Origin of the sequence: Sulfuriferula plumbiphila, assembly GCF_009938015.1 — a bacterium.
GTDB classification, from domain to species: domain Bacteria; phylum Pseudomonadota; class Gammaproteobacteria; order Burkholderiales; family Sulfuriferulaceae; genus Sulfuriferula; species Sulfuriferula plumbiphila.
This window is the reverse complement of sequence record NZ_AP021884.1, coordinates 981,560-994,613: the sequence shown is the minus strand read 5'-3', so window position 1 is coordinate 994,613 and position 13,054 is coordinate 981,560. Positions and strand designations below refer to the sequence as shown.

Here is a 13,054-nt window from a genome sequence, read left to right as displayed (position 1 = left end):
TCCCGGCCCGCACAAGAATTCAGTCTTGGTGCGGCAGCCCGACAAATTGCCTGCGCAACTTGGAGAACACGCCGTCCTTGCGCCAGGGCTCACACGACAAAATATAGGATCGCGTCTCCGCGCTCAGCTGATACGCGTGTTTATCATGAACCGAATTTTTGAATGCCCGGCACATCGCGAATGAGGCTTTGAACGCGCGCAGCGCCTCGCCGGGTATCCGGTTGGCGTATCCCTTGATCAGGAATGCCAAGGCCGCGGCACCCAGCCGGAAAGTGGATTCGCCATATTTATACTTGGTGTACATACTGTTGCGCACAGTGTAGAAATAACGGCCTTTGCCCCAGAAAACCCGATGTTCGGGAGCAACTTTGTGGCGGATTGCAATTTCGGGCACATATTCAATACGCAGGCCGGTATTGAGCATGCGGTAGCACAGATCGATTTCCTCGCCGCAGAAAAACAGGCGTTCGTCATACGCGCCGACGGATTCGAAAGTGCTGCGCCGTATGGCATGCCCGGCCCCGATAAAGCGCGTAGTGGCGAAACGTTTGTCGGGATGACAGCCGGCGGCCGGGTAATCCCAGGAGGTGGCGTCGTTTTCGCCATTGAAGAAATTCACGATGCGAAACCCGATCGCACATAGTTGCGGGGCCGCATCCATATGCGCCACCGCGCGCGCGAGCATGCGGGAATCGGCAAACACCGCATCGCTGTCCAGCGCCACGATATAGGGGGCATTACCCATGCCCGCCGCGATATTGCGGCCGCCGGCCACCCCCACGTTTTTACCGAGTTTGTTGAGCTCCGCGCACGGAATATCCCGCAGAAAATGCTCGATCCTGCGCAGATTTTCCGACTCGCTGCCCTGATCGACGATGAGAATGCGTTTGTCGACATCAACCTGTTCGTTGGTACTCGCGATCGCCGCAATGGTGTCGTCCACCCGGTTCCACGAGAGGATGATTACGTCAACCTGATTATTGTATTGTGTCATGTTTCTTCCTTGTGTATTCCAGCCAGCGCGGGTTTTTACCCGAATTCATTACAGCCTGGTGTCACCAAAGCGTTGCGGCCCTATCAGGCGGTCGACGACCTGCGCCCAACTCAGATGCCGCCTTGACGGAACATGCGGGGCGGCGAGCGCCGCGCGGATAGCCGATTCAATCGAGGCGGCGTTGCCGGGGTGGTAACCGAACCGGGACGCATAGGAACCCACCGCCGGCATGGGACATACCGCGGGCAGGCCGAAGAAATCGTATTGCATGAGTTTCATGGAAGTGTCGGCCAGATATGCGGGGACCGCTTCGGCTTTATAGGGCGCGATGCCGAAGTCTGCATGCTTGATATAGCGCAGGGTATCCCGATATTTCATTTCGTCGTACACGCGTACGTTTTTTCCGTAGCCTTGTCGGACATGGCCAGACCCGATAACGTGAAAAGTGATATCCGGAAATTGCCGCGAAGCGATCTGAAAGAACGACGGATCGAACAGCATCGACCCGACCGAAACCGCATGCCGCCCTGCGGCATAGGGCGAAGGGTCGGCATCGCCCGCAATGGAATGGTCGATGCCGTGCGGGACGAAGTGCTTGTTAGCGGTCTCGGGCATGGCCGATGACAGCACCCGTGACGGCAGACAGATTGCCGTCATGTTCGGCGCAGCACGATCGAAACATTTACGGACATATTCGGCGACATTGATGGTATCCAGGTCATCCGAAGCGATGTAGGTCTTGCTGGCGCCGGGATTGACCTGGCAGGCAAGGTCAAAAAAAATCGGGGCGGAGCCGCTCTCGAAAAAAATCACATCGGCCTGTTCCATCCATTCGACCAGCACCGCGCTCGGGTTGTTTTTGTACCATCCGAAAAACAGGTTCTCCAGGGGACGGAGCGGCTTTTTTCTCGTATTGAAGGGATGAATCAGCGTTTTCCAGAGAAAACATTCCGCGCCATTGAAAACCTCCTTGCGGTTGGCGCTGGCATCAATGCAGGCTCGCGGATCCGCTTTGTAACGCGACAGCATGCTGTAACGCAGTGAAAAAAAACGGGTCGTCCCGCGCTTGACCAGTTCGTCGGCAATAAAGTGAAGATTGGCCTTGCGCGGTGTCCTGTAGTCAAGCGCCGTGATCAAAAGAAAATTTTGAGGCACGGTATTTTTCTCGTTGGTTTCGTTATTTCCGTTCATGAACACCCCCGCTGAATCCGCACATTGCGTGCAATGCAGTCATGGCCTCGGCCAGATACATCCTCAACAACATCCTCACTTACTCAAAAATTTCTTTAACACGCCGGTTTGGGGCATATCAGTTCCATTTTTCGGCTCGATGTTCAATGGATAAGTGCCCAGCCAGCTTCCGGCCGCCCAATACGTCCATCCGCGCCAAACACTTGCATCTTGAATCCGGGCAAGAATTGCATCCAGTGCTTCCAGGCACTGTTGATTGGGTGGGACCCCGAACTCCCCGAGAAAAAGTTGCTGGTTGTTCGTTTTTGCCCAACGCGTGATGTCATCGAACATTTTTCCAAAGGCCGCCGCAGGTACACACGTCTGGCCGGTACCGGAATAATAGGGGTCTGCATATTGGTGAACTTCGATCAGTGTGCGCTGTGTCGGATCCTGAAAATGAGCAAAAGCATCTGCATTCGACGTCTCGCCGATTTGCTTTTCCCAGTCATGTACGCCACTCCAGCGGCCGCCGGAGACTAGGATCAGGTTTTTCGCACCGCTTTTCCTGATTGCATTCACCGTTTTCTGAGCCAGGTCGGCCCATTGACCAATTGATAACTTGTTAGGCTCGTTCATCAGGCCGAACGCTGTGGCGGAGGTGTCAGGAAATTTGGCGGCCAACCTGGTCCACAAATTAAAAAATGCACTGGCAGGCACTATCGATGTGCCAATTGCCTTGCCTCGATAGCCGCCATAGTCGTGCACATCGAGGATGACGCACATTCCGTGTGATCTGGCCGACGCGACCGTGGCTGCAATATTTTGAAGTTCGGCAGGATCAAGATCGCCAAACAAAGCTGGCTGAATACGCTCCCACAGGAAAGGGAGGCGGATCACATTGGCGCCGATGGATGCGAAATAATCAAGTTCTGCGCTGTTCGGATAGATATAGTTCTTGTACAAAATCCCCGGCAACTGATCCGCATTGAATTCCGCGCCGGCAATATTGACGCCTTTCAGTACTGCGTTCCGGTTACAGCTCGCGGCCGCACCTGACATAGCCAGGACTGCGATAACAGCGCACGGCAAAAGGCTTATCAGCTTGATGGACAGTGACCGCGTTACACGCATGTTGATCTCCTCAATGCCTGGTTTGCCAGGATAGAGTAAATATCGACATACTTGTCTGCGATGTGCTGCCAGTTATAGCGGTCAACAAATGCCTGGGCCAACATCCGCCTGTTGGCATATCCGCGTTCGCCTTGGTGATGAAGAGCCAGCAAGGCAGCCGTCCTGTCTGCAGGGCTTCCTTCCCCGAGCAGGACACCCAGACCCGACTGCTCAATCAAATTCCGGAAGGGCGGGATGTCACTTAACACAGGGGTCAAACCGGCACTCATCGCTTCTATCGGCGCGATGCCAAAACCCTCATGCCGCGACAGGCAGATGAAATAACTGGACTGCCCGATCAGACTTGCCAATTCCTGATCCGATGGATTCGGCGCCAGGCGAACGCACCCGCTAAGTTCGTGTTTTTGCAGCAAGGCCATCAACTCTTCCTGGCTGTGATCATATTCCCTGCCCGCTATGATCAGCTTCCAGCCGGGCTGTTGAGACACCAGGTGCCTGAAAAACGCGATCGTTTCAAGCAGCCCTTTGTTCTCTGACCAACGCCCGAAATAGATCAGTGCAGGCATCAGGTTCGGGGCGGATTTAGCGCTGTACTTTTCGACATTGACGCCATTCTCGATGACCACCATTTTTGGCGGTTTCACGATGCCGCTAAAAATTTCACCATCGTTGTCACTCGTGGCAATGACCCTGGCGTAGGCGCGAGATGAAACCCGGGTTACGGTGTCGAAATAGATTTTTTTGAAAGCAGAGGCAAAGCCTGTATGAAAAAAACCGCCATGCGTGGAAACCACCATGGGACGTCGATGTATCGGCCATGTGGCAGCCAGATAATCGAAAAAGAAGTCGATTCCATGGACATGGATTACATCCGCGTCCTGCACATGCTCCAGTACGCTCGGACACAGCGGATATCTGCTGGAGCCACGATAAGGCAGGCGCATAACCGGGATATTGTTGACAAGCTCATCGGCCGCAAGACGCTCGGCAGAATTTCTGAACAGGCGATCCAGCGTGATGATTTTGGGTAACTGGCCATGCCGTACACGTTGCTGATGCGCAATGTTTTGCACCACGTCTTCCATGCCGCCCACCGATGGATGATATTGGCGCACCACATGCACGACCTTAATGGGCATAACTCACCCCCTCTCCCGCTGCTGGGCGGTGGATTGCCGATCTTGGCACAGTCGCCGGTTTGCTGTCCTCGCGCCGCGCATAGCTTCCCACCAGGAACCACAGGATGCCGGCCGACTTGAGTGCCAGCAGCGAGGTTCCGCTCACACACAGGATCAGCGACATATACACGGCGATATAGATGCGGAAACGGTTTCCTCGTTCATCCTGCATACGTATCATCCAGAATGCGAACCACAGGAAGATACAAAGCAGAATGCCGATACGCGTCATCAGCGAGGCATAACCCATATCGCCAAAAAAAACATTGAAACCGGCCAGACCCAGCACCATTTCCGCATTGAAGTTCAGCAGCGTTTTTCCGCTGACATACAAACGACCGAGAATGTTGTCGGCGTACTGCCCCCGAAAAAACAGGCCGATCACCACCAGCATCAGCATGCTCAGCAGGGGCAGCATGCTGACGACAATCCGCGCTCGCCCAAGCGGCAGCAATCTCATTATCACCAGCAGGGCAACAGTGACCATTCCGTAACGGGAATCTGCAAGTGCAATCATGATGACGGCAGCACCGACAAAAAACAGCATCTCGCGAGATTCTTCACGCTGTTTTGATAAGCCCCAGGCTGCCACGATGACCGCAAAATTGCCCAGCGACACGGGTTCAAGAAAAACAGACGAGATACGGTGGCTACCAAACAGGGCGGGTAATATCGTGCGACCGATACCTTCCGGGCGCAAGCCATTGAGACTGAGCGTGCTGTCCTTGATAAAGTTGGTCGACGTCGCGATACTGCCCAGGCTGACGTAGTAAGAAAAAATATCGAACAGTCGGCTATACCAATCAAGGAAAAACAATTCAAAAAATCCGAAAAACAACACGATGCCAATCACCCGTTTCAATATCCGGTCGGCATAGTGGATGTCGCCAACGTTGCGTCCCAGCCAGTAGAACAGGATGGGAATCATCACATCTCGAAATCCTCTCAGCTCCACTTCATTGCGCAGGATAGCCAGAACAAACAGGTACGCCGCGACCAGTAGCGCAGTGATGACTATTTCTGGCCGGATGCGCCGGCTCAATACAACAACGCAAGCCAGATAGATGAAAAACTCTGCCAGCCCGACAAGCGAAGAGGTAATGCGGAAAACATGGGTATGAATCAGCGCCAGCAACGCCTGATAAGTGGTACTGGCAATCAAAATCACGGAAACCAGTTGGGTCGAAGCCAGGGTATCTGGCCGAGGCAAGGCAATGCCGGACGTGAGTGTAGAGAATCGCATATAAATGAATGGCTAGAACTGATTCAACACAGTGCCTATCAGCGTAGCGCCGGCACTGCTCAGATTGGCCTGGAATGCCGCAGCAGCAGCCAGCTGGGTGTGATCCTGACGCAACACCAGCAACGCCCCGCCGCTACGCACTGCCACCATTTCCGCATCGGCACTGGTGCGCGCAGCGGAAGTGTCCAGCAATATCACGTCGTGGTGCTGGGCAAAATCCTCCAGCTTTATGGGAGAGGCGGCACGGGACAACAGTTCAGAGGGATTGGGGGGAACTGCCCCTGCAGTCAGCACCGAAAGATTGAGGAAGGCGGGAATGCGTGTCACCGCAGACATGCCGGCACGTCCCGCCAGCATGTCCGACAGCCCGGGGCGGTTACCCAGATTGAACAGCACATGCTGGCGTGGCCGGCGCAGGTCCGCGTCAATCAGCAGTGTGCGCTCGCCCAACTGGGAAAACACCACTGCCAGATTGGCCGCAAGATAGCTCGCACCATCACCCGGATTGATGCTCGCGATCGCCAGCGCCTTGTGGCCGGCTGTGAACCAGCGCAGCATCAACTGGCTGCGTAACGCACGCAGGCTCTCTACCTGGGGCCCGAATGGCTGGTAAGCGGCAACCAGTTCCGGACTGAAATGGCCTTCGCCCGGGGACAAGTAGGGATAGGAAAACTGCTGCGATAGCGCCTGGCACAAGTCAGCCTCGGTAATCAGCCCGAGTTGGATTGCGGCCTCGCCAAAACGCAGATTTTCTGCTTTTTGCAATTGCAATGCGCGCTCGGCACCGGCTGCCGTCAGCTTGCCGGCGTCCAGTAGTAGCCCACCCAAATTTTGTTCCCCATTTGCTGGAGATAACTCGTCGATGCGTTTAGCGGCAGCTGGGTGATAAGGCATATTCATGGCTAGTCCTCGAAATTCAGAATGGGCGGTAGGCGCTTTGTCACCCCGGCTTTGGGGCAGGCAGCCCAAGCCAGCCGCGCCTTGCTAGCCACTGCCTGCCGGTGGCCTGTGCAACCAGCACACCGAGGACGGGAACACCCAGGAATGCGACCAGGTCATATTCGGAACGCACGCGTCGATCGAGCATTTCCATGATCAGCGCCAGACCAATGCCTAGCACCACGCCCAGAATAATCGACAACAGGATGTTAAGACGCACCCTGGGGGTGGATGGGGTGAGTGGTGCCACGGCTGAACTGAGCAGCGCGACCTCGGTTTGTCCGGCGTGGCCTTCCAGCCTGGTCTGGGTGAAACGCTGCAGTGCCTGATCGTATGCCTTCTGCGCACTTTCCACCTCGCGTGCCAATACCCCGGCTGCGTCACGCTGCGCATTGATTGCCAATATTTTGGCTTTCTGCGCCGCCACTGCTGCGCGCAAATCTCCTTCCCGCTGCCGCGACACAGCAAGATTGCTGTTCATGCTCTGACGCACTGTGCTGATCTCACTGGCGAGCTTCTCACGCAGGCTGTCGGCCTCGGCTGCTGCACGCTGGTATTCGGGATAATTTTTGCCTTCGCGCTGCGCCAGCTGGCTGAGCTTGGCTTCGCTTCTGGCCAGATCTGCCTTGAGCGACTGCACCACCGGGTTGTTCATTACACTTGCCGATGCATTGCTGGCATTGCGCTGTATGGAAAGACTATCGTAAGTCTGTCCCTGCGCAGCCACCATCTGGCTCGACAATTCCGCCAGGCGCGTAGATTCGGTATCCAGTTTGTCATCCAGGGAAACAATCCCTTTGCTTTGCTGATAGCTGGATAATTTGGCCTGGCTTTTCTCAAGGTTGTTACGCAGATCACCCAGTTGTGCGTCGTACCAGGCAGCAGTCTGCCGGGCAGGCTGGGTCTTGAGTTCCAGGTTGGTCAGGAGATAAGCCTGCACAAAGGCATTGGCAAGCCGCGCGGCCGTCTGCGGGTTCCCGCTGTTAAAGGCGACATAGAGGACATTGCTGTCGCGCGACGGTTGCACATCCAGATTCCCCAGCAGCCTATTGGCGAGCCAGTCACGGATGGATATCTGGCCTTTGACGTCATGCCGGAATTGCTGCTGGAACACCGCCTGTTGCGCCAGCTTCAGATCATCCACCACTTTCAGCGCGACGTTGTGGCTGCTGATGATATCCACCTGCGTTGCCAGATAGCCGGATACGAGCTGACTCGGCATGGTCAAGCCGGTCACCGGGTCCGCTCCCTGCATATTCACCACCAGCGAGGCGGTTGCCGTGTAGGCCTTGGGTAACAGCAGACTGATGCAGCCGACGATCGCTACCGAAAGTATCAGCGTAAGCAGAATGAGCTTCCTGCGCGCTTTGAGGATCAACAGAAACTGCAGGACATTCATGATTTATCCGCCTCCACTCAAAACAGGCTCTCTTTGACATACACCACATCATCTTCAAGCACGGGAGCGGTCAACACGGCATTCAGCGTGATGGGACGGCCGTCTGCCCCCCGCCTGCGAATCTGGATGCCGCGTTGCGTGCCGCGCTGGGTAATGCCTCCGCCCAGCGACAATGCCTGCATCACGTTCATGTTTTTTTCCAGCCGATATGCGCCGGGTTTCTGCACTTCACCGTAGATATAAAATACCGGTGCACGCGGCACGTAAATGACGTCGCCGTCACTCACCTGATGATTCAGATCAAATTGCCCGCCCTGAAATAACGACTGGGTATCAATCCGGACTCTTTGGGATTTGCCATCCTGCTGGTGAATCAGGATCAGGTTGTCAGCACCCGCCAGTGTCACGCCGCCCGCCTGGGCAAGCAGATCTGTCACCGTACTGGTGGATTCCAGGGGATATTTTCCGGGATGATTGACCTGCCCCAATACTGCAACCTGTTTGCTGCGATATTGCTTGACGATCACGTTGACCTGGGGATTTTTGAGGAAGCCGCCTTGTGCCAGTCGATCTTCAATGAGTTTCTGTGCAGTACTGGCAGTTTCACCAGCCACCGGCACCCCCCCGATAAGCGGGAAATTGATTTTCCCCTGTTCATCCACCCGTGCATCCATAAGCAACTCGGGGTGGTCATACACGCTAATGTGGACAATATCGCCGCTACCCAGGCGGTAGTCCATCGCAGCAACAGGAAGGGAGAATGCGGTCAGCAATACCAGCACTGCATACAGGATTAAACGCATAAAAAATGCCTCCGTTTCAATTCATTTAAAAGCCAGGGACGACCATTACGCCCATCCGGGTTTTTTCGTCCGGCTCGATCAAAATTCACTGCGCAGGTTGAACATCGCGCTGCTGTAGCCATAGCTCATCAGCGCCTGATTGGAATGCACAGCCCCACGTTGCAGCACCAGGCCGAGGGTGGTATTGCGCAACAAGTTGTAACTCACACCCGCCCGTACCGCGTTAAGCTGATCCCGCCTGGCCGACACAGTAGACAGGACAAACCCCGGGTCACCCGTATAGGCAATGCGGTCATGGCTGATTTGCAGATTGACCGCCACTTTGGCGGTTGGCTTCCAGTCGGCACCGAGCGCCACTCCCTGGATCACGGCGTAGCTTGCCGTGGGATAGGTCACTGCGCCTATGTCGCGATAGAGCGCCGACCTCAATGTGGTTTTGTCAGTGACCATCCAGTTCAGCGCCACACGCCCGGTGATGCCGGAGAAATTACGCTGCGGCACATCCGCATAACTGCGCTGGGTATAGTTGAGCCGGCCTGACAGTTGTGTTTTTGCCGTCGGCGACCAATTCGTTTTGACGCCGTTATCCCATTGCCGATAACCGTTATTCACGGCTGCCAGACCGACAATCTGGGGATTGGGATAGTTGCCGTCACTGCGCTGGCTCACCCATTCAATCCGCGTGCCTTCAGTGGTCTGGTACTGCACGCCCGTGCTGACGGTATCCACGGTTGAATCAAGCGTCTGCTGAATCGCTGCATTGTTGCTCAAATTGGTTCTGTCCAGGCCAAGCTTTACTTGCCAGGGGTTCCCCACCTTGATCGCGGTGTGAAAAAAACCTTTCCGGGTTCGAATCAGGTTGTTGATCGGCTGCTTGATGTCCACAAAGCTTGCCTGGGTGAGCGATTCTGCAATGCCAGCGTCACCTGTCGCCATGCTTCCCACCAGCCAGTTCCATTGCAGCGACGTGTCGCGGCCGTTGTAACCGAGTCCGGTATATTTGTTGAACCGCGTCTGGTTGAATTCGGCATGCGCCTTGATTGCCTGACGGCTGATACGCAGATTCACATCCATGCCCGCTGCCAGGGTGTGATACGACTCGGCAGTATCGGTCGTGCCGAGAATGGCCATTGCGGCCTGGTCATTCTGCAAGCGGAACAGATTGCTGTCATAGCCATACAGCCCGCGCACATAAGGTGTGAAGGTGTCTTGCGCAATTGTCTGGAGCGGATCTGCCTGAGTATTGGAAATCATCGCCAATACCATTAGCAAAGCGAGATTTTCCGCAGTTACGAACCGCTGCGTGTCAATTGCATTTGTTTTCATAACGCACAATGTCGTCTTCGCCCGGATAAGCGCCGGATTGCACTCCTATCAGATGCAATGGAATCATGCCCGTGTTTTCCAGGCATCGTTTGACGTAGTTTCCAGCCGGCTTGTCCATTGACCCTGTTTCGTCCCTCACGCAAATACCTCTGCTGCTTTCAGCGACACATCCTGCCTGTCTTTGCCAGCCACATCGGCTCAGGCTCCAGCGGCCATGCATCATGCCACAAGGAAGACATACAACAGCGGAGTACTCCTGAGCCGAACAACTGATGCATACATCCTAAAGAATCAGTTCAATTGATCGCCGGCAAGCCTTTCTTGCCACCACGCCACAGACGCATACCGGTCAGCCCGAGTATCGCTACAAGCATGGTCCAGATATCCACTTCCGGCACGGCTGAGACACTTGATTTATCCACGGCCGCCGCATCCGTCACGGAACTGGCATAGCCTGCATAGGCGGGAGTCCTATATGAAACAGCAACAACCGCAGACTTGTGGTTCCCAACGGCGTGGGTCACATTTGTCGTCGCCACTTGCAGACTGGATGCAGCGGTATCGCACGCCAGTGAGCCAGCCAAACCAGCCAGTGACAAGCCAAAGACCGCAATGAAATTACGTATATTCAAGCGCATAACAAATCCACCTCCATTTCCAGTGAAGCACTTTTCAGGCCATCATCCCTTGTGAAGACCTGCTGCCGGCATTGCCTAATCAGTATGCATGGGCGTCTTTCAGCACCAGCTTCAGGGTCTTAAAAATGATGGTCAGATCAAGCCACAATGACCAGCTTTTCAGGTAGGCAATATCGTAAATCACCCGCCCTTCCATCTTGCCAATGGTATCGGTTTCCCCCCGGTAGCCATTGACCTGCGCCCACCCGGTAATGCCCGGCTTGACCTTGTGCCGCCACATGTAGCCATGGATCAGTTTGCGGTAATGTTCGTTATGTGCGACTGCGTGCGGACGCGGCCCGACAATACTCATCGTCCCCTGCAGCACATTGAAAAATTGCGGCAGTTCATCCAGCGAAGTCCTGCGCAAAATGGCACCAATGCGGGTCACCCGCGCATCATTTTGGGTCGCCTGTATGACAACCTGGCTGTCCTCGCATACACACATTGAACGAAATTTGTAGACCAGGATTTCATCACCATCCATCCCGTAACGGCGTTGTTTGAAAATCACCGGGCCTTTTGATGTCGCTTTCACCAATACCGCAATAACCAACATCAGCGGCGCAATCGCGCATAAAATCAGGCCTGATGCCGCCACGTCGAAAACACGTTTGTGCACTGCGTTAATGCCGGTCAGCGGCGTCTCGAATACCGAGATGACCGGAATACCATTGATGTTATCCAGCCGCGCCTGAACCAGATCGAACATGAACACATCGGGCACGAAATAGATCGATGCGGTGGTGTCCCTGAGTGAGTTGACCAGGTCAAGCACGCGCGGATGATTGAGCATAGGCAACGTAATGTAGACCAGATCAATTTCATGCCTGGCCACATAGGCTGCAACGTCATCAATACCGCCGAATACGACATTTTTCAGTTCGTTCTCGCAGCGCTCTCCCGAACGATCATCGAAAAATGCTTCGACCCGGGTCATCAGGCTGCGCTGCTGATGGATTCTGTCTGCCAGCTTGTGTCCCAGTTCATTTGCGCCAACAATCACCGAGCGCCGGATACTGCCATTGCTCCGCAACATCTCAAGATAGGTGCGCACCAGTGAATGCCCAATGAACAGCAGCACGGGCGTAATCAGGCTCCACAACAGCAAGACGCGGGGATTGTAGTCTTCGATGATCCCGCTGAACGCCCCCACTGCACTCAATATGCCCAGCACAAGGGCCCAAGCGACCAACAGATTGCGGCCATGAGTCACGATGCCGGTACCATGCAGGTTGGACACTTCAAAAAACTCAAAGCCGTCAAACACCTGGGAGGCAACCAGAAATGCCAATATTCCCAGCAGCAAGTGCAGACCATCGAATTTCTGCTGCTCTATCACAACAGCAATGATCAGGGAAATGAAAATAACCAGCGGATTGACCAGCCGCTTTGCCAAACTTAAAACCGGATGCTCATAGCCACCAAACATTAGGTCCCCTCACATCCGTGTTGTCGTATCAACCAGCCGGCTTGCCCGGAGTGCCAAATATCATTCAGATTACTGGACTATATTCATTCACTACCCCATCCCAAGCAAGAATCATGACAGCCAAACACAAGGCCACACCAAGTCGAAAACACGTTTAGACCCAGACAAAAAACCATCCATTGTGTTAGCTGTGATCGTGAATGCCAAAATGGGCTAAGACAGCTCAATTGTTGCCAGCAACGTCCTCACCAGGCCGGCCATTGCGGGCAACCCTAATTTCCAGATTAAGTTATGAATCAATCACTTTGCGTTATTGCTGCATTTTGCCTTTGGCCGTCGATTTCCCTTTATGATGGGCTTTAACGGATTGCCTGGAAGTGGCTTCTGCATCAGTAGCCTGCTCATGTTCGCTAGCCATCGGGTTGATTCGTTCGTGGGCCCGCTCCGAGCCGCGAGTTGCTTCCGGCAACACCTGGGAATTTTGATTGGCGCTGCCTTCCGTACTCATACGATCCCCAGCCAGGCCGTTTGCATTGACGCCAGCCGCTCCTTCTGCATGAGCACCTGCTGCCGGCGCCGCCTCCATGCCCGCATTGGCGCGTGACCCGGCACCTACATGTGCACCCGGCCCCGCACCCGCTCCAAGGCCAGCGGCGGAGGCGCTACCGGCAACAGTGAAGACGGCAGCGCTGCTAAGCAGACTACAAAACAGTTTTTTCTTGGTCAGGGAATTTTGATTCGTCATCATCAAGGATCCTT

12 protein-coding genes and 1 pseudogene are annotated in these 13,054 nt (G+C 54.8%); all 13 read right to left on the bottom strand.

Translation table 11 applies throughout. The features are described from left to right. Positions 1-19 precede the first annotated feature (19 nt). The 13 genes and pseudogenes from GZH91_RS05285 to GZH91_RS05225 all read right to left on the bottom strand — a co-directional run bounded on the left by GZH91_RS05285 (position 20) and on the right by GZH91_RS05225 (position 13,043). A complete protein-coding gene (locus tag GZH91_RS05285; protein WP_147071677.1) occupies positions 20-994 on the bottom strand; it encodes a glycosyltransferase family 2 protein in 975 nt (324 codons plus the stop codon). Positions 995-1,042: 48 nt separating this feature from the next. Further along, positions 1,043-2,185: a GumK N-terminal domain-containing glycosyltransferase gene (locus GZH91_RS05280; RefSeq protein WP_147071676.1), complete on the bottom strand. Its 1,143-nt coding sequence runs from the start codon at positions 2,183-2,185 to the stop codon at positions 1,043-1,045. A 75-nt stretch (positions 2,186-2,260) separates the two neighbouring features. Then, a complete protein-coding gene (locus GZH91_RS05275; protein WP_147071674.1) occupies positions 2,261-3,298 on the bottom strand; it encodes a glycoside hydrolase family 5 protein in 1,038 nt (345 codons plus the stop codon). Next, the gene (locus GZH91_RS05270; RefSeq protein WP_174861829.1) at positions 3,289-4,437 is read right to left on the bottom strand and encodes a glycosyltransferase family 4 protein; all 1,149 of its coding nucleotides are present in this window, start codon (positions 4,435-4,437) and stop codon (positions 3,289-3,291) included. Before GZH91_RS05270 ends, GZH91_RS05275 begins: the two co-directional genes overlap by 10 nt. Then, positions 4,427-5,719, bottom strand: coding sequence for a polysaccharide polymerase (locus GZH91_RS05265; protein ID WP_147071672.1), 1,293 nt, complete (start codon positions 5,717-5,719; stop codon positions 4,427-4,429). Before GZH91_RS05265 ends, GZH91_RS05270 begins: the two co-directional genes overlap by 11 nt. A 12-nt stretch (positions 5,720-5,731) precedes the next feature. Continuing rightward, positions 5,732-6,619 (bottom strand): chain length determinant protein tyrosine kinase EpsG, encoded by an 888-nt coding sequence (epsG, locus tag GZH91_RS05260; RefSeq protein ID WP_147071669.1) that lies wholly within the window; start codon positions 6,617-6,619, stop codon positions 5,732-5,734. A 40-nt stretch (positions 6,620-6,659) separates the two neighbouring features. Beyond that, entirely contained in the window at positions 6,660-8,057 is a 1,398-nt protein-coding gene (gene epsF, locus GZH91_RS05255) for a chain length determinant protein EpsF (protein WP_147071667.1), read from the bottom strand. A gap of 17 nt (positions 8,058-8,074) precedes the next feature. Then, the gene (gene epsE / locus GZH91_RS05250; protein WP_147071666.1) at positions 8,075-8,860 is read right to left on the bottom strand and encodes a polysaccharide export protein EpsE; all 786 of its coding nucleotides are present in this window, start codon (positions 8,858-8,860) and stop codon (positions 8,075-8,077) included. A 78-nt stretch (positions 8,861-8,938) separates the two neighbouring features. Then, the gene (gene epsL / locus GZH91_RS05245) at positions 8,939-10,114 is read right to left on the bottom strand and encodes an XrtB/PEP-CTERM-associated polysaccharide biosynthesis outer membrane protein EpsL (protein WP_161984182.1); all 1,176 of its coding nucleotides are present in this window, start codon (positions 10,112-10,114) and stop codon (positions 8,939-8,941) included. A gap of 52 nt (positions 10,115-10,166) precedes the next feature. Further along, positions 10,167-10,268: pseudogene (locus GZH91_RS17960) on the bottom strand (hypothetical protein); the annotation flags it as partial. A 214-nt stretch (positions 10,269-10,482) separates the two neighbouring features. Continuing rightward, a complete protein-coding gene (locus GZH91_RS05235; protein ID WP_147071659.1) occupies positions 10,483-10,824 on the bottom strand; it encodes a hypothetical protein in 342 nt (113 codons plus the stop codon). A gap of 79 nt (positions 10,825-10,903) precedes the next feature. Then, positions 10,904-12,262: an undecaprenyl-phosphate glucose phosphotransferase gene (locus GZH91_RS05230; RefSeq protein WP_232522215.1), complete on the bottom strand. Its 1,359-nt coding sequence runs from the start codon at positions 12,260-12,262 to the stop codon at positions 10,904-10,906. A gap of 343 nt (positions 12,263-12,605) precedes the next feature. Next, positions 12,606-13,043: a hypothetical protein gene (locus GZH91_RS05225; protein ID WP_147071655.1), complete on the bottom strand. Its 438-nt coding sequence runs from the start codon at positions 13,041-13,043 to the stop codon at positions 12,606-12,608. Between the last annotated feature and the right edge of the window lie 11 nt (positions 13,044-13,054).